Here is a 23,203-nt window from a genome sequence, read left to right on the forward strand (position 1 = left end):
GGCCCGTTGAGATCGGATACCCGCGACGACTTATGTTGACTTCCTCATTCCTGTGCTCGTCACGGGAATCCAGCCAGACCGAGTAATTGGGCTGTATAGGCTCTCCCGCGCCGCAGACGCGGCGCTGCTGGATCCCTGTGACGAGCACAGGGATGAGGGCGGAGAGGGGGCGGCCCCTTGGCGCGCCTCATAAACCGTGAAGATAGCCAGGCGGGGCGGAAGGTCGCGGGTCACGCCCATGTACAGCGTCCCGCTTCGCTTCGATGTAGTAGCCGCACATCCCGTCCCTCATTCCTGTGCTTGTCACAGGAATCCAGCCAGACCAAGTCCTTGGGCTGAAAGAACGCTTCCCGCGCCGCAGACGCGGGCTGCTCTCTGGCGTTGCAAGACAGTCACTTCATTTCATTCGATCGATTGACTTAGTCGATTGATTGGCGCATCATCGATGCATGGTCAAGGATGGAAACCGACCCACTGTGCTCCGAGCCGACCGCGGCGACGCGACGCGGGAGAAATTGCTCAACACGGCCATCGACGTCTTCGGACGCTATGGCTTCGATGGCGCGACCACGCGAAAGCTCGCCGATGCAGCGGGCGTCAATCTCCAGGCGATTCCCTATTATTTCGGCGGCAAGGAAGGGCTTTATGTAGCCGCCGCCGAGCACCTTGCGTCGATCATCGGCGGCCATGTCGGCGACCTGCGGAGCATGATCGTCACCCGCCTTGCCGAACTCGACGCCGAAGGCGCTGCGATGACGCCGATGGAAGCGCGGCATTTCCTGACCCAGATGGTCCAGAGGATGATCGCTCTCTTCGTCAGCAAGGAATCGGAAAGCTGGGCACGCTTCATCATTCGCGAGCAGATGGAGCCGACCGAAGCATTCAAACGCATCTACGGCAGCATCATGGGGCCGATGATCGACATGGCGAGCCGGCTGATCGGCGCGATCATCGAGGACGACCCGACTTCGGAGCACATTCGTCTGAGAACGCTCTCCTTCGTCGGAAGCGTTCTGGTGTTTCGAATGGCGCATGCAGCCGTCTATGCCCAGCTCGAATGGGAATCTGCCGGACCGAAGGAGATCGCGACATTGCACCGCCATGCCGCCGAACTCGTGGCGGTGCTCGGTGCCGAGAGGGACCGCCGGTCATGAGGAAGGTCGCCATACTCATTGCAATCGCCGCCGCAGCTCTCGCCGGTGCCTGGTGGTTCGACCTGCCGGCGCGCCTCGGCTTTGCGGGTGAGCCGCGGCAGGCGGTGCTCTACGGCAATGTTGACATTCGGCAGGTGTCGCTTGGCTTTCGGGTGAGCGGGCGGATCGCTGAGTTGCGCGTCGACGAGGGCGATAGCGTGAAGGCAGGCGACGTGATCGCGAGGCTCGACGCCGAGCCGTTCCGCCAGGCGCTCGGTGCCGCCGAAGCGGACGCCGAGGCTGCCCGGGCGACGCTGGCAAAGCTAAAGGCCGGGGCCCGCGCAGCCGAAATCGCCCAGGCGAGCGCCACGCATGAAGAACGCCTGGCGGAGCTTGAGAATGCGAAGCTCGCCTATGAACGCGCAAAGCAGCTGCGTCCGAACGGCACGATCTCGCAGGCGGAGCTCGACCAGGCAAACGCCAGCCGTGCAGCGGCAGACGCACGCGCAAGGTCGGCCCGCGAGGCTTTGGTGCTTCTCGAAGAGGGAAACCGCGCAGAGGACATAGCGGCAGCAGCGGCCCAGGCGAATGCCGCGACGGCAAAGGCCGAGAGCGCCCGCATCTCGCTCGATGACACCCAACTTGCCGCCCCGAGCGACGGCGTCATCATATCCCGCGTGCGTGAAACCGGCGCGATCGTCTCGCCCGCCGATATCGTCTACGTGCTTTCGCTGACGGAACCGGTCTGGGTCCGCGCCTATGTCGCAGAGCCCAACCTCGGCCGTGTGCATCCGGGAATGAAGGTGACGATCACCTCCGACACCGCGCCCGATCGCAACTATGAGGGAACCGTCGGCTTCATATCCCCGGTCGCCGAGTTCACGCCCAAATCGGTTGAGACACCCGAGCTCAGAACCGATCTCGTCTACAGGCTGCGCATCGTGATCGCCAATCCGGGCAAGGATCTTCGCCAGGGCATGCCGGTCACCGTGCACCTGCCGGAAGCGAAGGAGGCTTCCTGATGCCCGCCCCCGCAACGGAGCCCGGTGCGGCCCCGTTCGTTCGGCTGAACGCCGTCACCAAGCGGTTCGGTACCGCGCCCCCGGCGCTCGACGTAGTTGCGGGCGAAATCTTCGGCGGATGGGTAACCGGTCTCGTCGGTCCGGATGGCGCAGGCAAAACGACGCTGATCCGGCTGATGACCGGCCTGATGCTGCCGGATGCAGGCACCATAGAAGTGCTCGGCTACGATACCCGGAGGGATCCCGCCAGTATCCAGGCGGCAATCGGCTATATGCCGCAGCGCTTCGGCCTCTATGAAGACCTGTCGGTCCAGGAGAACCTCGACCTCTACGCCGATCTGCGCGGCCTGCCGAAGACCGAGCGCAGCCGGACCTTCGGCGAGTTGCTCGACTTCACCGATCTTGCCCGCTTCACGACGCGGCTTGCCGGCAAGCTCTCCGGCGGAATGAAACAGAAGCTCGGCCTCGCCTGCGCGCTCCTGCGCAAGCCGCGGCTCCTGCTTCTCGACGAGCCCGGCGTCGGCGTCGATCCGATTTCGCGGCGCGACCTCTGGAAGATGGTCGGAAATCTGAGGGCGGAGGGCATCGCCGTCGTCTGGTCGACCGCCTATCTCGAAGAGGCGGAAGCCTGCGACCATGTTTTCCTGCTCAATCAGGGGAGGCTCATGTTTTCCGGCCCGCCGGCGGAGATGACCGGCCGCGTCGAGGACCGCGTCTTTCGCCTCTCCGGCATCCGCGGCCGCCGCCGCGAAGCGCTTGCGCGCCTCCTCGAAGAGCAAGGCGTGGTCGACGGCGTGATCCAGGGCGAAGCCATACGTCTCGTCATGAAGCAGGGTCTTTCACCGCCGCTCGGCGACACGGCCGATGCCGCTCACGCAGCGGTCACCCCGCCCCGCTTCGAGGACGCTTTCGTCGATATGCTCGGCGGAGGTCCGGGCGGCCGGTCGAGGCTTGCGGAAACACAGCGCGAGTTCGCCGAAGACGCCGGCAGACCCGTGATCGAGGCGCGGGGTCTGACGAAACGCTTCGGCGACTTTACCGCCGCCGACAACATCACCTTCGATATTCCACGCGGCGAGATTTTCGGCCTCCTCGGCCCCAACGGCGCCGGCAAGTCGACGACGTTCAAAATGCTTTGCGGCCTCCTGAAGCCGACCGCCGGCGAAGGCCGGGTTGCCGGCTTCGACCTCAGGCGCAACGCCCCCGAGGCGCGCAATCGGCTGGGTTACATGGCGCAGAAATTCTCTCTCTACGGTGATTTGAGCGTCATCCAGAACTTCAATTTCTTTGCCGGCGTCTACGGGCTGTCCGGCGCGAGAAAACGCGAACGCATCGCTCTGATGAGCGAAATCTTCGACTTCCGCACGATCCTCGAGATGTCGGCCAAGGACCTGCCGCTCGGTCTCAAGCAGCGTCTGGCGCTTGCCTGTGCGGTGCTCCATGAACCGGAAGTGCTTTTCCTGGACGAACCGACCTCCGGCGTCGATCCAATCACCCGGCGCGAGTTCTGGACCCATATCAACGGCCTTGTCGAAAAGGGCGTGACCGTGCTCGTCACCACGCATTTCATGGATGAGGCGGAATATTGCGACCGCATTTCACTCATCTATCGCGGCCGCTCGATCGCACTCGGCTCGCCGGACGACATGAAGGCCCGTGTCGCAAGCAAGGACCTCCCCGACCCGACCATGGAGGACGCGTTCATCGCGCTCGTTCAAGGCTCCGAGGCGAAGGAGGCTGCATGAACGCCGAGAGGAAAATGGCGAAAGCGTACGAACCCGCGGGCCGGGCCCGGCGTTTTGCCGCCCTGGTGCGCAAGGAAACCTATCAGGTCGTACGCGATCCGAGCAGTATTCTGATCGCCTTCGTCCTGCCATTGGTCCTGCTCTTCCTCTTCGGTTATGGCGTGTCGCTCGATACGACGCGCACGCGCGTCGCCCTCGTGGTCGAGGAGGCGACCCCGCTCACGCGCGATCTCGCTGCCAGCTTCGAGGCATCGCGCTACTTTTCCGTCGTCACCGGACGCGACCGCAGGGAATTTGAGGACGACCTCGTCCTCGGACGGGTGCGCGGCATCCTCGTGATCCCCGCCGGCTTTGCCGCCGACCACGCGGCGGGGCGCCATCCGTCGGTCCAGGTGATCGTCGACGGCTCCGATCCGAACACCGCCAATTTCGTGCAGAACTATGCACAGGGTGCTGTTGCCAATTGGGAGCGCCAGCGCTTGAGCGAGGGCCGGAGCCCGCCTCCGGCGATCTCCGCCGAACAGCGCTTCTGGTTCAACCCGCAGCTGACAAGCCGCAACTTCCTGGTTCCGGGCTCGATCGCGATCGTGATGACGCTGGTCGGCACGCTGCTCACCTCGCTCGTCGTCGCCCGCGAATGGGAGCGCGGCACGATGGAGGCGATGATGGCGACGCCCGTCTCCGCCGCCGAGCTGCTCGCCGGCAAGCTGCTGCCCTACTTCGTCCTCGGCCTTACGTCGATGACGCTTTGCGTGCTTGTGGCGGTCTTTCTTTTCGATGTCCCCTTCCGGGGATCGGTGGCGGCGCTCTACGCCCTTTCGGCCACCTTCCTGATGCCGGCGCTCGGACAAGGGCTGCTGATCTCGGCCGCGACGAAGAACCAGTTTCTCGCTTCGCAGCTCGCGCTGATCTCGGCCTTCCTGCCGGCCTTCCTGCTGTCCGGCTTCCTCTTCGAGATCAATTCCATGCCCACCGTCATCCAATGGGTCACCTATGCCGTCCCGGCGCGCTACCTCATTCCCAGTCTGCAGACCGTGTTTCTCGCCGGCGATATCTGGCCGATGTTCACACGCGCCATCGCGGTGATGTTCCTGATCGGCTGCATGTTCTTCGCGCTGGCGGCGCGCAGCACCAGAAAGAGGATCGGCTGACATGTGGTGGACGCGGCTGAAAGCCCTGATCGTGAAGGAGCTGCTCGCGGTCCTGCGCGATCCGAAGGGCCGCACCGTTTTGATCGGCCCGCCGATCATCCAGCTCCTGGTCTTCTCCTATGCGGCGACGCTCGAGGTGACTGACGTCGATCTCATGGTGCTCAACCGTGACAGCGGCCAATGGAGCCAGGAACTCGTGCAGAAGATCGGCGGCTCTCCGACCTTTCGCTCGATAGAGCTCGCGAGCAGCCCTCACCAGGTCCGCCTCGCGATCGATACCCAGCGAGTCCTGGCCGCACTGGAGATCGGCCCCACCTTCTCCCGCGATATCGAGGCGGGGAGACCGGCGGAAGTGCAGATGATCCTCGACGGCCGGCGTTCCAACGCGTCGCAGATCGTCTCCGGCTATCTCGGCCGAATCGTCGGCGCCGTCGCGGCCGAAACGCCGGCGGGCAGGCGTGCGGCCTCCGAGACGATCCGGGTCGAGGTCCGCAACTGGTTCAATCCGAACCTCACTTACCAATGGTTCATGGTGCCGAACCTGGTCGCGAGCATCGCTCTCCTGATCGGGCTTATCGTCACGGCGCTGTCGGTCGCGCGCGAGCGGGAGCTCGGCACTTTCGACCAGCTCATCGTGTCACCGTTGCGCACCCACGAGATCCTGCTCGGCAAGCTCATCCCGCCGATGATGATCGGCCTCTTCCACATCACCATCTATATCCTTGCCGCGGTCTTCATCTTCGGCGTGCCGCTGCGCGGCTCTCTGTTCCTGCTCTATGGGAGCGCCATCTTCTATCTCGCCGCCGTCGTCGGCCTCGGTCTCTTCATCTCGGCGCTGTCCATGACGCAGCAGCAGGCAATCCTCGGGGCCTTCCTCTTCATGGTCCCGGCCATGCTGCTATCCGGCTTCGCGACGCCGATCGAAAACATGCCCTCCTGGCTGCAGCCAGTGACGCTGATCAATCCGCTGCGCTATTTCCTGGTGATCGTGAAAGGTGTGTTTCTAAAGGACATTCCCCTTGCCGAAGTCGTCCACCAGACGCTGCCGCTTTGCCTGATCGCGATCGTCACCCTCTCCTGCGCCGCGTGGCTGTTCCGCAGGCGGCTCGAATGAAGACTAAACAAGCCGGATAGGACCGGGGTAGCGGCTGACGACTTCATCGGACGTGACGAGCGTAAGTCCTTCGACGAGAGACTGCGCGATGAGAATGCGGTCGAATGGGTCCTTGTGGATCAGGGGGAGTTGATCAAGCGCCACCGCATGGGTGCCGTCGACCCGCAGTTCCCGGTAACCATTGTCCAGCAAACCTCGACGCAGGAGCCGTGGATCGGCATCGAAGTCCATCCGCCCCAAGCCACGCTTGATCGCGATCTCCCACACGCTCGCCGCACTGAAGTAAAGCGTATTCTCGGAGCTTTCGATAAGAGCGCGGGCCTCTTTCGACAAGCGGCCGGGTACACCGGCCGCCCAGAGGAGAATGTGCGTATCAAAAAGAATATTCATGCGCCAAAAAGATCTGCAACCTCGTCACGGCCCATCTGATCGAAGTCGTCCGGTACCGTAAACTGACCCGCCATGAAGCCGATCCGCTGCACTTTCGCATCGGAAGGCTGATCGATCGGGATCACCTTCACCATCGGCTTTCCCGCTTTTGCAATGATAAAGGGCTGCCCCTGCGCCGCCTTCTCGATCAGTCGCGATAGGTGGGTTTTCGCTTCGTGAATGTTGACGGTTTCCATCGGGGTCCTCGGAATCGAACTTAGTTCACTGAACTTAGTTCAATCCCCGTCTCTATTCAAGGTACCGCGCCGCCAGCCCTTATGCTGTCAGCCTTTAACGAACGCTTCGATGGCGGCGATCTCGTTCTGGCGGATGTCGTGGCCGCCGGAATGCCACTCGAATTCCACCTTCGCCTTCTGCTTCGTGAAGTAGTCCCCGAGCGCCCGTGTCAGCGGGGCCGGGCAGATCGGGTCGCGTTCTCCGGCCGTAATCAGGATCTTGCGGCCGGCGAGCGCGGGATTGTCCTCCGGACGGAACGGGATCAGCGGATGCATGAGCACGGCCTTGTCGAAGAGGCCCTCTTCGATCAGTACATTCGCGAGAATGTTGGCACCGTTGGAATAGCCGAGACCGACAATCTCCGAGGCGTCGTGTTCGCCAGCGAGCGCCTTCACGAAACCCGCCATCTTCTCCGTCGCACGCGCGAGGTCCGCCATGTCGTAAACGCCCTCGCCCGTTCGCCGGAAGAAGCGGGCGGCCCCGTGTTCCGATACGTCGCCCCGCGGCGAAACAACGGTGGCCTCCGGCAGGAGCTGCGCCCCGAAGCCGAAAAACTGGTTCTCGTCGCCGCCCGTCCCGTGAAGTACGAAAAGGATCGGACCGCCGGGCCTGCCGGATTTCAATGTGTGCACATAGCCATGATCGACCATCGATTTCTCCTTTGTGCGCGCGTGGTTGCGAACACTTCTTCTATCTAAAGAAGTGCGCTCCTTCCTGCGCCAGCGGAAGGAGCGCACAGGTGCCGCTAGGCGTCCAGCTTCTGCAAATGGCTTTCGAGAACCGGGCGCAGATGCTTGTGTTGCTGCGGCAGCTTCAGCGCCTCTCCCAGATGCGCGATGTCCTCGTCCCGGTCGAAACCGGGCTCGTTCGTGGCGATCTCGAAGAGAACGCCGCCCGGCGTGCGGAAATAGATCGCCCAGAAATAGTCCCGGTCAATCACCGGCGTCACGTGGTAGCCGGTGTCCATCAGCGCCTTGCGCACCTCCAACTGCTTCTCGCGGTTGTCGACGGCGAATGCGACGTGGTGAACCGAGCCGGCACCCTGTGCGGCGCGGCTGATGTTTGGCAGCGTCTCCAGATCGACGAGGCTCGCGCCGTTGCCGCCGGGCACGATCAGCCTGGTTACGCCGTCCTTGCGGTCGAGTTCCTCGTAACCCATGAACTTCAGCAGTTCCGCAGTCGCGCCTTCGTCGCGTAGCCGCATGGCGACCGAGTGGAAGCCGCGAATGGCGTGATCCGAGGAGATGCCGCCTTCGGTCCAGGGCGTACGCGGGTCATCCTCGACCTCGACGAGAGCGAAGCCGTCGCCGTCCGGACCGGCAAAGTTCAGGCGCTTTTCGCCAAAGCTTTCCGTCTGCTTGAGACCGCTTGCACCGAGTGCCGCCAGGCGCTCCTGCCAGAAGCCGAGCGAGCCCCGCGGGATTGAAAAGACGGTCGTCCCGACCTCTCCGGTGCCCGCGCGGCCGCGCGGCATCTGCGGAAAGGGAAAATAGGTCATCACCGTGCCGGGGGTGCCGGTCTCGTCGCCATAGTAGAGATGGTAGACATCCGGCGAGTCGAAGTTCACCGTCTTCTTGACGCGGCGCAGGCCGAGCGTACCGGTGAAGAACCGGTTGTTCGTGCGGGCGTCGTCCGCCATCGACGTTACGTGATGCAGGCCTTTGATCTGGTCAAGCATGATCCGCTTCCTTTCTGCCCGCGCTTTGCGGGGTGCGTTGATGTCGGTTAGATGCTCTCTGGACGCCGAGAGCGAAAGACCGTTGCGAAAGAACGGATTGTCAATGGGATGTTGACACGACAGGATGACCGTTAACAATTACGACCACAGACCGGAGAGGACTGCCTGCATGGCAGCTTGCCACGCGTCAGAGCGCCATTTAGCATCGCGGCGGCCGGCAACATTCGATCCTGCGGCCAACACCGCGAGCGGGAGGAGGAGCCCGGCCATCCCGTGAAATACCGTCTCGTTCTTGCCCTCCTTCTCCTGCCGGCAGCCGCAGGATTGATCGCCGTCCAGGGAACCGCCGTCGCCACGCGCAGCTATATGCAGGAGGCCTCGTCGCAGGCGAACACGGCTCTGCGGCTGGCGGTTGCGGCCCTTAGCGGTCACCTGAACCGCTATCAGGCCCTGCCCGCGCTGATCGCCGACCATGATGACGTCAAGGAACTGGTCACGCGTCCGCGCGATCGGCGGCTGCGCGGGGCCGTCAATTCGTATCTCAAGGAGATCAACGAACTCCTCAAGTCTTCCGACATCTACGTCATCACACCGGACGGCAACACGATCGCCGCCAGCAATTACGATGGACCGACGAGCTTTGTCGGCGAGAATTTCAGTTACCGCCCCTATTTCCAGGACGCACTCAAGGGGAACCAGTCCCGCTTCTATGCTCTCGGCACGACATCGCTGAAGCGCGGTTACTATTTCGGTGCGCCGGTCCGCGTCGGAGGGGACATCCGCGGCGTGATCGTGTTCAAGGTGGATATCGAAACCATCGAAGCCTCCTGGCAGGGTGGCGAATACCGGATCTTCGTCTCCGACCCCGAAGGCATCATCTTCATGAGCGGCAATCCTGCATGGCTCTATGCCGGGATCCTGCCGCTGACGCCTGACCGGCTTGCCCGGACGGAGGGCTCGCGGCGCTATGCGGACGCCACGCTCCGCCCCCTGCCGGTCGTACAAAGCGAGCTTTCCGGACATCGATTGCTAAAGGTGTCCGAGGGCAGCGAGCGGGAATATCTGGCCCTCTCGCATTATATGCCGGAGGCGGATTGGACCGTGAACGTTCTTACGGACACCGCATCCGTGCGGACCCAGGCCCTGACCACGGTTGCAGCCGTCATGCTGCTCCTTTGCCTCGCGGGCCTGGCGATCGCGATCATCATCCAACGGCGCGCACGGCTCAGGGAGCGCATTCTGATGCAGGAGCAGGCGCAGGAGGAACTCGAGCGCCGCGTCGAGGAGCGCACGGCGGATCTTGCGCGCGTCAATTCGCAGATCGAAGCGGAGATCGCCGAACGGCGGCTCACCGAGCAGCAGTTGCGCCAGACCCAGGCCGATCTCATCCAGGCGGGCAAACTCGCCGGCCTCGGGCAGATGTCCGCTGCCCTGTCTCACGAATTCAACCAGCCCCTCGCCGCCGCCAAGACCTATGCCGACAGCGCCGCGCTGCTCATCGAGCGTGGCCGCACGGCCGAGGCGAGCGACAATGTCCGGCGGATTTCGGGCTTGATCGACCGTATGGCCTCGATCAGCCGTCACCTGCGCAATTTTGCGCGAAAACCCAATGAAAAGCTCGGCCCGGTTCGTCTCGACGAGGTGATGCGCGACACGCTGGAGATCGTGGCAGTCCGGTTGAAAGCGGCAGACGCGGAAATGGATACCGATCTCGGCGATGAGCTGGCGGTCCTTGCCGGTTCGGTCCGCTTGCAGCAGGTGCTCGTCAACGTGATCTCGAACGCCGCCGACGCCGTCGAGGGACTTGACGATCGCAAGCTTTCGGTGCGCGCCTGGCGCGAAGGCGGCAGGGTCGTGCTGACGGTGCGCGATCGCGGCGCGGGCGTTGCTCCGGCTGTTGCCGAACGCATCTTCGATCCGTTCTATACGACGAAGGGCGTGGGAAGAGGCCTAGGACTCGGCCTGTCCATTTCCTACAACATCATCAAGGATTTCGGAGGAAGCCTCACCGTGTCGAACCATCCGGAGGGTGGCGCGGTCTTTCGTATCGAGCTTGCGGTTGCCGGAGAAGCCGGGCGGGAGGCAGCCGAATGAGCGAAAGCCGCATCCTGCTCGTCGACGACGAAGAGGAACTGCGTCGTTCCAGCGCTCAGGCGCTGGAACTCGCCGGCTTCCGGGTGGATACGTTTGCCAGCGCCGAGCATGCGCTCGAACGCATCGCCTTCAGCTTCCACGGCGTCGTCATCAGCGATATCCGCATGCCCGGAATGGACGGAATGACCTTTCTGCAGCGCATCCGCGAGATCGATGCCGAACTGCCGGTGATCCTGGTGACCGGACACGGCGATGTGCAGCTGGCGGTCCGGGCGATGCGCGAGGGCGCCTATGATTTCGTCGAAAAGCCCTTCACCGCCCAGATGCTTGCCGGCACCATTCGCCGCGCGCTCGATTGGCGTGGTCTCGTGCTCGAGAACCGCCGCCTGCGGGCCGTTGCGGGCAAACGCGACGACATAGAACAGCGGCTGCCCGGGCGAAGCCAGGCAATGGTCGACCTGCGCTACCGCATCAGGGCGATCGGCGCCTCCGACGCCGATACGCTGATCATCGGCGAAACGGGAGTTGGAAAAGAAGTCGTCGCCCGCGCGCTCCACGATTTGAGCAGCCGCGCGAGCGGCCCGTTCATCGCCATCAATTGCGCCGCTCTTCCGGAAAACCTGATCGAAAGCGAGCTCTTCGGGCACGAACCGGGCGCATTCCCCGGAGCGCTCAGGCCGCGCTACGGCAAATTCGAGCATGGCCGCGGCGGCACCATCCTGCTCGACGAGATCGGCTCCATGCCTTTCGATCTCCAGGCGAAATTCCTTCGCGTGCTGCAGGAGCGGGTCATAACGCGCCTCGGCTCGAACGAGACCGTACCGCTCGATGTTCGTTTCATCGCGACCAGCAAGGTCGACCTGGAACGCGAGGTAGCAAGCGGCCGCTTTCGTGCCGACCTGCTTTACCGGTTGAACGTCGCAACCTTGAGAGTGCCGACGCTTTCGCAGCGCCGTTCCGATATCTCCCTGCTCTTCATGCAGCTCGTCCGCGAATCCGCCGCTCGCTACGGCCGGGACGACATCGTCGTCTCGCCCGCGCTCGCTTCGGAAATTGCCGCACGCGAGTGGCCCGGCAACGTGCGCGAGTTGCGCAATGCCGCGGAGCGTCTGGTCCTCGGGCTCGAAGCCGAACGCGAAGAAGTGCTTGCATCGGCGAACGGCCGGCGCCTGGCCGACAAGGTGGCCGCCTTCGAAAAGAGCGTCATCGCCAGCGCTCTCGCGGCCCATGGCGGCGCGTTGAAGCCCGTCTACGAGTCGCTCGGCATTTCACGCAAGACGCTCTACGAGAAGATGCAGAAGTTCGGGCTCGACAAGAAGGCGTTATCGGAGGAGCGGTAGTGCTCCCCCGCACGCGGGGTGAGGGGATGCCCTGAAAATGTGCGGTCATGTTGACGAAGTCGGCCCATATAAGTCCCTTCTTCCCGCCCGCGGGGAGAAGGTCGCGGCGGCGGGATGAGGGCAATCCGGCACGAGATTGCCTGCCTCACACGTTGAACGCGGCTCCGATCAGCGTCTTGGTATAGGGCTCCCTCGGCGCATCGAAGATCGCGTCCGTTTCCCCCTCTTCGACGATCCGGCCGTTCTTCATCACGATCACATAGTCGGACATCGCCTTCACCACCGAAAGATCGTGGCTGATGAAGACGTAGGAGAGACCGTGCTTTTCCTGCAGATCGCGCAGGAGGTCGATCACCTGCCCCTGCACCGACCGGTCGAGGGCCGAAGTCGGCTCGTCGAGAATGACGACCTTCGGCTTCAGGATGATCGCGCGGGCGATCGCGATGCGCTGGCGCTGTCCGCCGGAGAATTCATGCGGATAGCGGTTGCGCGAGGCGGGGTCGAGGCCGACTTCCTTCAGCGCTGCGATGGCCCTGCGGTCGCGGTCGGCACGGCTCAGGTCGGGCTCATGCACATGGAGGCCTTCGGTGATGATCTCCCCCACGGTCCGGCGTGGCGAGAGCGACCCGTAAGGGTCCTGAAAGACGAGCTGCAGCTGGCGGCGCAGCGGTCGCATCGCGCCGCGGTCGAAGCCGGAAATGTCGGTCGAACCGAAACGGTAGTAGCCGCTGCTCGGCAGAAGCCTCAGCAGCGCCCGGCCGAGCGTCGACTTCCCGGAGCCGGATTCGCCGACGATCCCGATCGTCTGACCCTGCCTGAGCCTCAGATTGACGCCGTCGACTGCACGGAAAGCGGCCGAGGCTCCGCGGAAGAGGCCGCCAGGGATCGTATAGTCCACCGCGACATTGCGACCCTCCAGGATGATCGGGGCATTGTCGGAAGGCGGAGGCTTGCGCCCGCTCGGTTCGGCCTCCAGCAGCATCCTGGTATAGTCCGCCTTCGGCCGCTCGAAGATATCGGCCGTCACCCCCTGCTCCACGACCTCGCCGCGGCGCATGACCGCGACCCGGTCGGCGAAGTACTTGACGATGCCGAGGTCGTGGGTGATCAGAACGATCGCCATGCCGAAGCGCCTTTGCAGCGATTTGAGCAGATCGAGGATCTGGGCCTGGATGGTCACGTCCAGAGCGGTCGTCGGCTCGTCGGCGATCAGGATGTCCGGCTCGTTGGCAAGCGCCATGGCGATCATGACGCGCTGGCGCTGGCCGCCGGAAAGCTCGTGCGGATAGCTGTCGATGCGCCGCCCCGGTTCGGGAATGCCGACGAGCTCCAGGAGCTCGAGGACGCGCCTGCGCGCCTCCTTGAAGCTGCCGCCCCGGTGATGGACGATCGGCTCGGCGATCTGGCGGCCGATCGTGTAAAGCGGGTCGAGCGAAGTCATCGGCTCCTGGAAGATCATGGTGATCTTCGAGCCGCGCACCTTGTTCAGTGCCTTCGGTGCAAGGCCCACGAGTTCCTGGCCGCGATAGCGCGCCGAACCCGTCACCGTCCCGTTCTTGGCGAGCAGACCCATGATGCCCATCATGGTCTGGCTCTTGCCCGACCCGGATTCGCCGACAACTGCGAGCGTCTCGCCGGAACGGACGTCGAGATCGATGCCCTTGACCGCTTCGACGGTGCCGTCAGGGGTGGAAAAGTCGACCTTCAGGCCGCGCACAGCGAGAATGGAGTCCTTCATCTCTGTCATGTCAGCGGTCCTTCGGGTCGAGCGCATCGCGCAGGCCGTCGCCGACGAAATTCAGCGAGAACAGCGTCACGACGAAGAAGATGGCGGGGAAGATCAAGAGCCACGGCGCCGACTGTATATTGTTCGCACCTTCCGAGATCAGGGCACCCCAGCTCGTAAGAGGCGCCTGCACACCCAGTCCGAGGAACGACAGGAAACTCTCGAGCAGGATGACCTTCGGCACGACGACGGTGACGAAGACGATGACCGGACCGATCGTATTCGGGATGATGTGCCGGCGGATGATCTGCCAGTCGGTCAGACCCAGCGCCTGCGCCGCTCCGACGAACTCACGCCGCTTGAGCGCCAGCGTCTGGCCGCGCACGATGCGGGCCATATCCAGCCATTCGACAGCCCCGATCACCAGGAAGATCAGGATGAAGCTGCGGCCGAAGAAGACGACGAGCACCACGACCAGGAAAACGAAGGGCAGCGAATAGAGGATCTCGACCAGGCGCATCATGACGTTATCGACGCGCCCGCCGATATAGCCCGATGTCGCCCCGTATACGACGCCGATGCCGAGCGAAACGAGACTCGCCAGCAGGCCGACGGCGATGGAGATCTGGCCGCCCAGCATCACCCGGACAAGCAGGTCGCGGCCATTGGAATCGGTGCCGAAGGGGAAATATTCCCGAGCCACCTCGCCCTCGACCTTCAGGGTACGGCCGTCGTTCTCCGTCGCGACCACCTCGGTGTTCTCGAACTCGTTCGCCCGGTCGAAATAGCGCGTGGCGCGAGGATCGATAGGCTCGTCCGAGGTCACGGTGGCGGTGAAGGTCTGGCCTTCGACGTTGAATTCCGTGAGCGTGACGCGTGCACGGGTCGCCACGCCTTCCATCACGTCCTGAAGTGTCGAGGTGTCCGGACGCGGCTCGAGGCTGGGGCCGATCGTGACATAGGACGGAAAGACCTGATCGTAGCTGTGAGGCGAAAAAAGCGGCCCGACGAAGGAAAAGAGCGCGATAAGCACCAGCATGACGCAACCGGCCATGGCCGGGCGGTTGCGGCGGAAGCGCAGCGTTGCAAGCTGAAAGAGGCTTCGGCCTCTGGTGTCGGGCATCGATGCCGGGATCTGAGCGATATCAGTCATGGCGAACCCTCGGATCGAGCAGGCCGTAGAGAATATCGACCAGAAGATTGAAGAGGATGACGAAGATGGCGATGAGGATCACGGTGCCCATTACCAGCGTATAGTCGCGGTTGATCGCTCCGAGCACGAAGTAGCGCCCGACGCCCGGTATAGTGAAGATCGTTTCCACCACGGCCGAGCCCGTAAGGAGGGCGGCGGCGCAAGGAGCAAGATAGGAGACGACCGGCAGCATGGCACCGCGCATGGCGTGCGTCACGACCACGGCGCGGGACGGCAGGCCATAGGCTTTCGCGGTGCGGATATGATCCGTATTGAGGGCCTCGATCATCGAGCCGCGCGTGAGCCTGGCGAAGACCGCAAGCTGGGGAAGCGCGAGCGCGATCATCGGCAGGATGAGAAAGCGGAGAGAACCGTCGCCCCAGCCGCCGGCGGGCAGCCACGCGAGCACGATCGCAAAGATCAGCGTCAGCACGGGACCGACGACGAAGTTCGGCACGGTGACCCCGATCGTGGAAACCGACATGACCGCGAAGTCCAGGAAGCTGTTCTGCCGCAAGGCGGCGATCGTTCCCGTTATGACGCCGCCGACGACCGCGAGCAACAGCGCGTAAAAGCCGAGCTCCATCGAATAGGGCAGTCCCTTGCCGATCAGCTGCGCGACATTGTTGTCGTGGTAAATGTAGCTCGGACCGAAGTCGCCCGTGACGGCATTGCCGAGATAGGTGGCGTATTGGCGCCAGAGCGGCTGATCGAGGTGATAGGTCCTCATCAGGTTCTCCATCGTGGAGGGCGGGAGAGGACGCTCGAGGTTGAAGGGCCCACCGGGGGCAAAACGCATCAGAAAGAAGGATATGGTGACGACGATGAACAGCGTCGGCACCGCACTCGCCAGCCGGCGAAGGATGAAGGAGATCATTGACTTTGCTCCGGAGGCGACGCGCGGGTGCCCGCGCGTCGCCTCAGTTCGTTATTCGGCGATGCTCAGGAACTTGCTCAGATGCGCATTCGGCGCATTGTCCTGCCAGCCCTTGACCCGTTCCGAAACGAGCCAGAGGTCCGCCTGGGTCAGGAACGGCGCTATCGGCTGCTCCTTCATCAGCAGAGTTTCAGCCTCGTGCATGATCTTCGATCGTGCCGCCGGATCCTGTTCCTCATAGGACTTCTTCATCAGCGCATCGAATTCGGCGTTTTCGAAATGGCCGTAGTTGAAGGTCTTGTTGGTGCTGAGGCTCAGTGCCAGGAAGTTCTCGGCATCGGCGTAATCGGCGACCCAGCCGGCACGCGCGACGTTGAACTTGCCGCCCTCCTGCAGGTAGGCATAGTGCGACGACACGTCGAGATTCACCAGCGAGACCTTGGCGCCGAAGGTGTTCTTCCACATGTCGGCGACCGCCGTCGCGACACGCTCATGGTTGGGATTGGTGTTGTAGCGGATTTCGATGTTGAGCGGCTTGCCGCCCTCGCCGTAACCGGCTTCCTTCATCAACTCGATCGCCTTGTCCTCGCGGTCGAGTTGCGACATGTCGGCAAAGTCGGCCTTGGCGGGATCGCCGTAGCTCTCGATGCCCGGCGGGACCATCGAATAGGACGGCAGCTGCGAACCGCTGTAGATTTCCTTGGCAAGGAAGTCGCGGTCGACCGCCATCGAAAGTGCCCGGCGGACGCGGACATCGCTATAGGGCTCCTGGCGGGTGTCGAAAGCGTAGTAGTAGGTGGCAAGCGTCGGGGAAACGTGCACCTGCTCTCCATAGGACGTGCGCAGGCGCTCGATCTGGTCGGCGGAGAAGTTGTAGGCGAGATCCATTTCCTTCGCTTCGAAACGACGGACAGAGGCCGCCTGATCGTCGATCGGATAGAAGATCACCTTGTCGAGCTTGACATTGGCGGCATCCCAATAATTGGTGTTCTTCTCCACCGTCAGGCTGTCGTTCGGCACATGCGCCGTCAGCTTGAATGCGCCATTCGAAACCATCACACCCGGTTTGACGAAGTCCGCGCCGTTCTTTTCGACGCTCGCCTTGCTGACCGGAAGCGCCGTCTGGTGTGCGAGCAGTTCCAGGAAGAAGGGCGTCGGCCGTTCGAGGGTAACCTCCAGGGTCTTTTCGTCGACGGCCTTTACGCCGAGCTGGTCGACCGGCACTTCGCCCTTGTTCACCTTTTCGGCGTTCTTGATCGGGAAGAGGATGTTGGCGTATTCGGCCGCGGTCTTCGGATCCTCCACGCGGCGGAAGGAGAAGGCGAAATCCTCTGCCGTCACCGGCGATCCGTCCGACCACTTGGCATCGGCACGCAGTTTGAACGTGTAGACGGTACCGTCGTCCGAAAGCTCCCAGGTTTCGGCGGCGCCCGGAACGATCTTGCCCGCGGCATCGTAGATCGTCAGGCCTTCATAGAGGTCCTTGAGGATGAACTCCTCGATGTTGATGGAGGTATGGGCCTGGTCGAGCGTCTGCGGTTCGCCGGCATTGCCGCGGTGAAGTACCGCCTCGGCGAGCGCGGGGCTTGCCCCGATGAGCAGCGAGCCTATGAGCGCAGCGGCCCTGAGATTGAGTTTCAGTGAAGCCATTTTTCTTCTCCTTCCCCTCGTTTTGGGTTCATTGATCGCAGGAGAGAAGTGCAAATTTTCAGCGAACGCAAGCGATCTGCCCGGAAAATTGCAGCCTTCTCTTTAAAACGCGAACGCCGATAATCGCTCAGGTTGTATAGGCGTTTGCGACGAATTTCCTCCCTTTCACGACGCAGGTCTGCCGGCCGGCCCCGGCGCGCGGAGATCCACCTGCAACGTTGTAGATCGCTTCGGCATGTTGCGCTTCGTTACGGAAGAATGCTCCGAAAGAGCAGTCATGCAACCTTCATGAATTGTAGCGGCACTTTACGTAATATGCATAAAAAATTGCCCCCATCGCTGCAATCTTTTTGCACATCGGCTCACCCTCATGCGGACCCGAAAACCGCCACGTTCCGGACCGAACCTGCCGCCGATCGCGAAAACCCGCGGCTGCTCTGCGGGCACAACTGAGATTGGCAACACCACCAGAGGGCGAAAGTAGCGATTTCTGGCAGGGGGATTTCTCATCCACAGCAATTTGGTCTGACGCACGTCCATCAAGCGACCGGCACGACCGCCGGCCCGGTTGCCAAACGCCCCGCATGAATTATTGTGCGCTTGAACTGGCGCCTGGAGTGGCGCGGAGCATCAGGGAGTTAAGAATGGCATTGATCACATTGCGGCAACTGCTCGACCACGCGGCAGAGAACAATTACGCACTGCCGGCCTTCAATGTGAACAATCTCGAATATATCCAGGCCGTCATGAGGGCCGCGGATGCGACCGACTCTCCTGTGATCCTGCAGGCAAGCCGCGGCGCGCGGGCCTATGCCGGCGATGCGTTTCTGCGCCATCTGATCCTCGGCGCTGCGGAAGAATATCCGCATATCCCCGTCTGCCTCCACCTCGACCATGGCGACCAGCCGTCGACCTGCATCTCGGCGATTACCAACGGCTTCACCTCCGTGATGATGGACGGCTCGCTGGAGAAGGACGGCAAGACCGTCGCGAGCTACGAATATAATGTCGCCGTCACCGCGGAAGTCGTGAAGATCGCCCATGCTGCCGGCGTTTCCGTCGAAGGGGAACTCGGCTGCCTCGGCAATCTGGAAACGGGTGCCGGCGACAAGGAGGACGGCCATGGATTTGAAGGCAAGCTCTCACGCGAGGAACTGCTGACCGACCCCGAGCAGGCCCTCGACTTCGTCTCGAAGACCGGCGTCGACGCTCTTGCGGTCGCCATCGGCACCAGCCACGGCGCCTACAAGTTCACCCGCGAACCCGACGGCGAGATCCTCTCGATCGAGACTATCGCCAAGATCAACAAGCGTCTGCCGAACACCCACCTCGTCATGCACGGTTCCTCGAGCGTCCCCGCCGATCTTCAGGAACTCTTCAACGCCTATGGCGGCAAGATGAAGAAGACCTGGGGCGTTCCGGTGTCCGAGATTCAGAAGGCCATTCCGCTCGGTGTGCGCAAGGTCAATATCGACACGGACCTCCGCCTCGCCTTTACCGGCGAGATCCGCAAGCACCATATCGAGCATCCGGATAATTTCGATCCGCGCAACTATCTGAAGCCGGCAATTGCCCACATGACCGAGGTCTGCAAGGAGCGCTTCGAGGCCTTCCACGCCGCCGGCCAGGCATCGAAGATCCGGGTGCTGCGGTTGCCGGAGATGGCCAAGCGCTACGCCGCCGCATAATTTTCAGATCAGAGCCCCCCATCCGCCTGCCGGCCCCTTCTCCCCGTCCAAACGGGGGAGGTCGCGGCAGCGGGTAGAGGGGCCACGCCTCAGCGCCCGCAACCAGGGTCGATGGACAAGCAGCCGGGCGCGCCCTGCATCCGGCAGTCTGCGCGCGCGCCGCAAACCTCTACCCTCCGCCCCCCGTGCCGGTCTCATGCTCATAGAGCTGGTCCATGCTGAGCGACGCGACGTCCGCCAGTGCGGCCTGGCCCTTGACGCGCCCGGAGCCGAGGACCACGACGTCGTCGCAGAACGAGATCGTGCTCCGGTGATGGCTGATCACGATCGTCGTGCGCCTGCCGGCCCTCGATCTCAACGTCTCGACGATCGCCGCCTCCGACAGGCCGTCCACCGCATTCGTAGCCTCGTCGAGGATCAGGATCGCCGGATCGCGCACCAGCGCTCTGGCAAGCGCGATGCGCTGGCGTTGGCCTGCCGAGAGGCTTGCACCCCTGTAGCCGACGAGCGTCTCATAGCCCTGCGGCAGCAGCTCGATGAAGCCGTGCGCTTCGGCAAGCTTCGCGGCGCGTTCCGCTTCTGCAGGTGTGGCGCTTTGACCGTAGGTGATGTTTTCCAGGATGGTGCCGTCCACCAGTTCGAGGTCCTGGCTGGCGACCGCGATCTGGCGCCGCCACTGAACGGGATCGAGCTCGTCGAGCGGCACGCCATCGACGAGGATGCGTCCTTCATCCGGCTCGACGAAACGGCAGAGGAGATTGACGATCGTCGTCTTTCCGGCGCCGGAACGGCCGATGATTGCGGTGGAACGGCCGCTGCGGATTTCGAAGCTTGCGGAATGCAGCACCAGGGGACGCACCTCGGAACCGGGATACCGGAAGGTCACCCGGTCGAATTTCATGCCCTCGTGCAGGCCGTCGACCGGGGCATTGCCCTGAGGAGGCTTCGGCTTGTCGGAGGAGTCGAGAAGCCAACGCACCTCTTCGAGCGATCCGCTCCAGCCCTGAATCTGGCTCCAGGACATCTGCAGGGCGCGCATATGCGGCTGCAGTCGATATAGCAGCACGACGAAGGCGACGATCACCGGAAAGCTGACGCCGACGGACCAGGCGCTTACCACCACGGCCAGAAACAACGCCGAGTGGAGCACCTCGGTCAGCGGCGGCAGCGCCCCCTGTCGTGACTGGAGCGCAAAGCCGGCACGGCGAACGGCGTCGGACGCGGAATCGAATGCATCCTTCTCGCGTGTTTCCTGGCCGAACACGCGGATCAGCCTTCCGGCATGAACGAGATGCAGCATTCTGGCGGCAAGCTCGCTGTTGAAGGAGGTCACATGGCGGCTTGGGCCCTTGAGCGTCGCGGAGAGCGCTGCATGGGCAAGCTGGACAAGGACGAGGCCGAGCGCCACGAACAGCGTCATCTGCCAGGACATGAGCAAGAGAAAGGCGAGCAGAATGACCGCCGCCGAGCCGTGCACGATAGACGAAAGGACCGTCTGGATCGCGTCGGACGCGCGCCATGACTCGTTGGAAATGATGTTGAGCAGCCGGCCGGGACTTTGCTGCATGAAGAACGGATATCCAATCCGCAGGAGCTGATCCGAAAGCGCGCTGCGGATGGCGTGGCTGGCCTTGCCGTAGATGAAGGTCGTGAGCAGCGTGTTGGCGAAGGCGAGGATATTCTTGAGCACGATCAGCGCGAGCACGGCGGCCGCAATGACCAGCAGGCGTTCGCCGTCTCCCAAGCCCGCTCCTACCGCCTGAAAGTAAGCGGATATGCCGCTCAAGCCGTTGGCTTGTCCATCTCCTGCGATGATGCCCAGCATCGGAATGATGAGGCCGATGCCGGCGCCTTCGAGCGCGGCGCTGGCGAGGCCGAGAATGACGACGACCGGCAGCAGGCGCATTTGCCGCCCCAGCGCGCCGCGCAGGACCTCCAGTCCCGGCAATAGGAATCTACGCATATGCGGTCCTCACCTGAGCTTCGGTGCTGCTTGTTCGGGCTGGCGCCGTTCGGTCGGTTGCGCCGCGTCTGCCATGGCGATCCGCGCGAAGCGCGCAGCGCCGACAATGTTCATCGAAACGATCGGCCAATGCGACAGTTGCAGCTTCGGGTCGAAGCGCGCGCCTCCGAAAACTTCGCCGCATGCGGACCTGACGGTCCAGCCGAAATGCTTGAGGAGCCAGGGCGCGCCGAGCAGGTGCTTCAGACAGAGCCCGCCATTGCCGAGGCTGTAATTACGATGCAGTTCTTCGATCGCCGCACGAAAACGGCGGCCGTGATGATGATGGACGATCATATCCGGCACGTATTCGACCGGAATGCCGAGCCGAAATGCCCGGACCAGGTAATCCGTATCTTCCGCGGCCTTCAGCGGCGCGCCTGCGCCGAAGCGCTCGTCGAAAGGACCGATGCGTGCCGCGACGTCGCGATGCATGGTCATGTTGCAGCCGAGCACGAAGCCGCCGGGGTGGACATCGCGGGTCAGACGTGCCGCGACTTTCGACCGCTTGATGGTGAACGGCAGGTCGGCAGGATCGCCGAGTTCCACGCGTCCTCCGCGGATGACCCGCGCGTCGCCACTGGCGTAGTGCCGTTGGAGGTCGGCGAGATAGTTCCTGTCCACCTCGCAGTCGTCGTCGATGAAGACGAGAATCCGGCCCCGCGCGCGCGCCATCCCTGTATTGCGTGCCGCGGCGAGGCCCGGGCGAGGCTCGGTGGCGAGCGTGATCGGCATTGTCGAGGCTGCTGCCATGCGTGCGAGTTCTTCCGGGGTGCCGTCCGTGGAGCCGTTGTCGACGACGACGAGTTCGCTCCTGTTCGCCGCATGGGCATGGCATGCGGCCTCGATCGATCGGATCGAGGCGCCAAGCGCCCGGACGCGGTTGCGCGTGCAGACGATGAAACTGACGAACGGCTCCGACGCTTCGGACAATGAAGCGGCCACCGAGTGCCCAGCAGCCGGTGCTCTTGGAGGTTTCTGCGCTTTTGCAGGCAGTTCGACGGCCATGTCAGGTCCAGCCATGTCCGGAAAGCACGCTGGCGGCGGGCACCGACTGCAGGTGGCGCGCGAGCCGATCCACCCGCTTGCTCGCGGCGAGCGAAATCCGGCTGCACCAGGGTGCGCGAGCGGCCGCAAGCAGCCCGTATCGCTCGCGGCGGCGGATGAGGCCCCATTTCCCGGTCCGCGTCAGGAACTCATGGGTCAGTCGCGGCTGCTCCTCGTCGGCGATGAGCTGGTAGAGGAAGTAGAAGAAGCAAAGGGCGCCGTCCTCATAGGCACGCCGAACCTCGCCCGGCTGGGCCGAAATCTCACCCTCTAGCGCCAGGACCCAGTCGGCAAGACGTGCCACCGTCTCGCTCGTCACCGCGGCGCCGATCGCTTCGAGGGCTGCGGATTCTCCGAGAAGGGCATCCCGCGCCAGGTTCTCGGCGACGATGGTCAAATGGGTTCGGCGCATCTGCCGCTTGTGCTTGCTGGTCACGCTATCCTCATGGATGCGATAGGCGACCAGCGCCTCGTCGATCATGTGGACTGGGAAACGATCCGCGATCCGCCTGAAGAGATCGAAATCTTCCGCATGCACATAGTTCGGGTCGTAGCGGAGCATCTCTTCCGGGATGACGTTACGGTTATAGACGACGGTCGAGTGCATGAAGATGGTGAAGAACATCGACAGGATTCGCAGGCTTCCCGGGCGGTATATGGGATTGGGCTTGCCGCGGATGATCCGATTGCCGATCAGCATGTCGATGCCCGTGCCGGAAAGGGCGAGCCGGGGCTCTGCGGAAAACAATGCGACCTGCCGCGACAGGCGCGACGGATAAGCGATGTCGTCGGCATCCATTCGCGCGACAAGCTCGCCCTTTGCAAGCGCGAGGCCTTCATTCAGTGTCGCTATGAGGCCGCGGTTCTCGCGGGAAATGATGGAAACGCGAGAATCGCTCTTGCGATAGCGTTCGAGAATGTCCCGCGACCGATCCGTCGACCCGTCGTCGATCGCGATTACCTCCAGACGCTCGTAGTCCTGGCGCAACACGCTCTCGATAGCTGCGGCGATGTACGGTTCCGCATTGTAGACAGGCAGGACGATGGAGACGAGGGGCGTCGGCATGGTTCGGCTCGT

19 protein-coding genes are annotated in these 23,203 nt (G+C 63.2%); 8 read left to right on the top strand and 11 right to left on the bottom strand.

Translation table 11 applies throughout. The features are described 5' to 3' along the window. Window positions 1–449 precede the first annotated feature (449 nt). Genes BHD07_RS15125 through BHD07_RS15145 form a run of 5 tightly spaced genes read left to right on the top strand, consistent with a single transcriptional unit; the run spans window position 450 to window position 6,165 of the window. The gene (locus tag BHD07_RS15125) at window positions 450–1,154 is read left to right on the top strand and encodes a CerR family C-terminal domain-containing protein (protein ID WP_338281309.1); all 705 of its coding nucleotides are present in this window, start codon (window positions 450–452) and stop codon (window positions 1,152–1,154) included. Continuing rightward, a complete protein-coding gene (gene hlyD / locus BHD07_RS15130) occupies window positions 1,151–2,155 on the top strand; it encodes a secretion protein HlyD (RefSeq protein WP_338281311.1) in 1,005 nt (334 codons plus the stop codon). The genes BHD07_RS15125 and hlyD overlap by 4 nt, the downstream gene beginning before the upstream one ends. Further along, on the top strand, window positions 2,155–3,900 hold the full coding sequence (locus tag BHD07_RS15135) for an ATP-binding cassette domain-containing protein (protein ID WP_338281313.1): 1,746 nt from the start codon (window positions 2,155–2,157) through the stop codon (window positions 3,898–3,900). The genes hlyD and BHD07_RS15135 overlap by 1 nt, the downstream gene beginning before the upstream one ends. After that, window positions 3,897–5,051: an ABC transporter permease gene (locus BHD07_RS15140; protein WP_338281315.1), complete on the top strand. Its 1,155-nt coding sequence runs from the start codon at window positions 3,897–3,899 to the stop codon at window positions 5,049–5,051. Before BHD07_RS15135 ends, BHD07_RS15140 begins: the two co-directional genes overlap by 4 nt. 1 nt (window position 5,052) lies before the next feature. Next, window positions 5,053–6,165, top strand: a complete 1,113-nt coding sequence (locus tag BHD07_RS15145; protein ID WP_338281317.1) for an ABC transporter permease — start codon at window positions 5,053–5,055, stop codon at window positions 6,163–6,165. Between the two features lie 3 nt (window positions 6,166–6,168). On the opposite strand, the gene BHD07_RS15150 is transcribed toward BHD07_RS15145, so the two are convergent. From BHD07_RS15150 to BHD07_RS15165, 4 genes are all read right to left on the bottom strand, one after another. Further along, window positions 6,169–6,555: a type II toxin-antitoxin system VapC family toxin gene (locus BHD07_RS15150; RefSeq protein WP_100670199.1), complete on the bottom strand. Its 387-nt coding sequence runs from the start codon at window positions 6,553–6,555 to the stop codon at window positions 6,169–6,171. Continuing rightward, window positions 6,552–6,791 (bottom strand): type II toxin-antitoxin system Phd/YefM family antitoxin, encoded by a 240-nt coding sequence (locus tag BHD07_RS15155; RefSeq protein WP_100670198.1) that lies wholly within the window; start codon window positions 6,789–6,791, stop codon window positions 6,552–6,554. Before BHD07_RS15155 ends, BHD07_RS15150 begins: the two co-directional genes overlap by 4 nt. Before the next feature lie 87 nt (window positions 6,792–6,878). Further along, window positions 6,879–7,481, bottom strand: a complete 603-nt coding sequence (locus tag BHD07_RS15160) for an alpha/beta hydrolase (protein WP_018098433.1) — start codon at window positions 7,479–7,481, stop codon at window positions 6,879–6,881. 95 nt (window positions 7,482–7,576) lie between these two features. Next, window positions 7,577–8,509: a VOC family protein gene (locus BHD07_RS15165; RefSeq protein WP_338281319.1), complete on the bottom strand. Its 933-nt coding sequence runs from the start codon at window positions 8,507–8,509 to the stop codon at window positions 7,577–7,579. A 273-nt stretch (window positions 8,510–8,782) separates the two neighbouring features. Between BHD07_RS15165 and BHD07_RS15170 the strand changes: the two genes are divergently transcribed. Both BHD07_RS15170 and BHD07_RS15175 read left to right on the top strand, forming a co-directional pair. Beyond that, window positions 8,783–10,603, top strand: coding sequence for a sensor histidine kinase (locus BHD07_RS15170; protein ID WP_338281321.1), 1,821 nt, complete (start codon window positions 8,783–8,785; stop codon window positions 10,601–10,603). Beyond that, complete coding sequence (locus tag BHD07_RS15175) at window positions 10,600–11,943, top strand: sigma-54-dependent transcriptional regulator (RefSeq protein WP_338281323.1); 1,344 nt, start codon at window positions 10,600–10,602, stop codon at window positions 11,941–11,943. The genes BHD07_RS15170 and BHD07_RS15175 overlap by 4 nt, the downstream gene beginning before the upstream one ends. A gap of 145 nt (window positions 11,944–12,088) precedes the next feature. On the opposite strand, the gene BHD07_RS15180 is transcribed toward BHD07_RS15175, so the two are convergent. Genes BHD07_RS15180 through BHD07_RS15195 form a run of 4 tightly spaced genes read right to left on the bottom strand, consistent with a single transcriptional unit; the run spans window position 12,089 to window position 17,388 of the window. Beyond that, window positions 12,089–13,690, bottom strand: a complete 1,602-nt coding sequence (locus BHD07_RS15180; protein ID WP_338281325.1) for an ABC transporter ATP-binding protein — start codon at window positions 13,688–13,690, stop codon at window positions 12,089–12,091. A 1-nt stretch (window position 13,691) separates the two neighbouring features. After that, complete coding sequence (locus BHD07_RS15185) at window positions 13,692–14,822, bottom strand: ABC transporter permease (protein WP_338281327.1); 1,131 nt, start codon at window positions 14,820–14,822, stop codon at window positions 13,692–13,694. Next, window positions 14,815–15,738 (bottom strand): oligopeptide ABC transporter permease OppB, encoded by a 924-nt coding sequence (gene oppB, locus BHD07_RS15190; RefSeq protein WP_003529067.1) that lies wholly within the window; start codon window positions 15,736–15,738, stop codon window positions 14,815–14,817. Before oppB ends, BHD07_RS15185 begins: the two co-directional genes overlap by 8 nt. A 51-nt stretch (window positions 15,739–15,789) precedes the next feature. After that, window positions 15,790–17,388, bottom strand: a complete 1,599-nt coding sequence (locus BHD07_RS15195) for a peptide ABC transporter substrate-binding protein (RefSeq protein ID WP_100670192.1) — start codon at window positions 17,386–17,388, stop codon at window positions 15,790–15,792. 644 nt (window positions 17,389–18,032) lie between these two features. Between BHD07_RS15195 and fba the strand changes: the two genes are divergently transcribed. Continuing rightward, window positions 18,033–19,076 (top strand): class II fructose-bisphosphate aldolase, encoded by a 1,044-nt coding sequence (fba, locus tag BHD07_RS15200; protein WP_018098425.1) that lies wholly within the window; start codon window positions 18,033–18,035, stop codon window positions 19,074–19,076. 169 nt (window positions 19,077–19,245) lie between these two features. Here the strand turns inward: fba and BHD07_RS15205 are convergent, their stop codons facing one another. The 3 genes from BHD07_RS15205 to BHD07_RS15215 are packed head-to-tail and all read right to left on the bottom strand — an operon-like array spanning window position 19,246 to window position 23,191. Further along, on the bottom strand, window positions 19,246–21,039 hold the full coding sequence (locus tag BHD07_RS15205; protein ID WP_338281332.1) for an ABC transporter ATP-binding protein: 1,794 nt from the start codon (window positions 21,037–21,039) through the stop codon (window positions 19,246–19,248). A gap of 9 nt (window positions 21,040–21,048) precedes the next feature. Further along, the gene (locus BHD07_RS15210; protein WP_338281333.1) at window positions 21,049–22,086 is read right to left on the bottom strand and encodes a glycosyltransferase family 2 protein; all 1,038 of its coding nucleotides are present in this window, start codon (window positions 22,084–22,086) and stop codon (window positions 21,049–21,051) included. Between the two features lies 1 nt (window position 22,087). Continuing rightward, window positions 22,088–23,191, bottom strand: coding sequence for a glycosyltransferase family 2 protein (locus tag BHD07_RS15215; RefSeq protein WP_338281335.1), 1,104 nt, complete (start codon window positions 23,189–23,191; stop codon window positions 22,088–22,090). Window positions 23,192–23,203 lie beyond the last annotated feature (12 nt).

The organism is Sinorhizobium sp. KGO-5 (genome assembly GCF_036245905.1).
GTDB classification, from domain to species: domain Bacteria; phylum Pseudomonadota; class Alphaproteobacteria; order Rhizobiales; family Rhizobiaceae; genus Sinorhizobium; species Sinorhizobium meliloti_A.

Bases quoted from the DNA above. Each gene is read 5' to 3' on its own strand.
- BHD07_RS15125 (WP_338281309.1), top strand. From the start codon at position 450: ATGGTCAAGGATGGAAACCGACCCACTGTGCTCCGAGCCGACCGCGGC.
- hlyD (WP_338281311.1), top strand. From the start codon at position 1,151: ATGAGGAAGGTCGCCATACTCATTGCAATCGCCGCCGCAGCTCTCGCC.
- BHD07_RS15135 (WP_338281313.1), top strand. From the start codon at position 2,155: ATGCCCGCCCCCGCAACGGAGCCCGGTGCGGCCCCGTTCGTTCGGCTG.
- BHD07_RS15140 (WP_338281315.1), top strand. From the start codon at position 3,897: ATGAACGCCGAGAGGAAAATGGCGAAAGCGTACGAACCCGCGGGCCGG.
- BHD07_RS15145 (WP_338281317.1), top strand. From the start codon at position 5,053: ATGTGGTGGACGCGGCTGAAAGCCCTGATCGTGAAGGAGCTGCTCGCG.
- BHD07_RS15150 (WP_100670199.1), bottom strand. From the start codon at position 6,555: ATGAATATTCTTTTTGATACGCACATTCTCCTCTGGGCGGCCGGTGTA.
- BHD07_RS15155 (WP_100670198.1), bottom strand. From the start codon at position 6,791: ATGGAAACCGTCAACATTCACGAAGCGAAAACCCACCTATCGCGACTG.
- BHD07_RS15160 (WP_018098433.1), bottom strand. From the start codon at position 7,481: ATGGTCGATCATGGCTATGTGCACACATTGAAATCCGGCAGGCCCGGC.
- BHD07_RS15165 (WP_338281319.1), bottom strand. From the start codon at position 8,509: ATGCTTGACCAGATCAAAGGCCTGCATCACGTAACGTCGATGGCGGAC.
- BHD07_RS15175 (WP_338281323.1), top strand. From the start codon at position 10,600: ATGAGCGAAAGCCGCATCCTGCTCGTCGACGACGAAGAGGAACTGCGT.
- BHD07_RS15180 (WP_338281325.1), bottom strand. From the start codon at position 13,690: ATGACAGAGATGAAGGACTCCATTCTCGCTGTGCGCGGCCTGAAGGTC.
- BHD07_RS15185 (WP_338281327.1), bottom strand. From the start codon at position 14,822: ATGACTGATATCGCTCAGATCCCGGCATCGATGCCCGACACCAGAGGC.
- oppB (WP_003529067.1), bottom strand. From the start codon at position 15,738: ATGATCTCCTTCATCCTTCGCCGGCTGGCGAGTGCGGTGCCGACGCTG.
- BHD07_RS15195 (WP_100670192.1), bottom strand. From the start codon at position 17,388: ATGGCTTCACTGAAACTCAATCTCAGGGCCGCTGCGCTCATAGGCTCG.
- fba (WP_018098425.1), top strand. From the start codon at position 18,033: ATGGCATTGATCACATTGCGGCAACTGCTCGACCACGCGGCAGAGAAC.
- BHD07_RS15205 (WP_338281332.1), bottom strand. From the start codon at position 21,039: ATGCGTAGATTCCTATTGCCGGGACTGGAGGTCCTGCGCGGCGCGCTG.
- BHD07_RS15210 (WP_338281333.1), bottom strand. From the start codon at position 22,086: ATGGCCGTCGAACTGCCTGCAAAAGCGCAGAAACCTCCAAGAGCACCG.
- BHD07_RS15215 (WP_338281335.1), bottom strand. From the start codon at position 23,191: ATGCCGACGCCCCTCGTCTCCATCGTCCTGCCTGTCTACAATGCGGAA.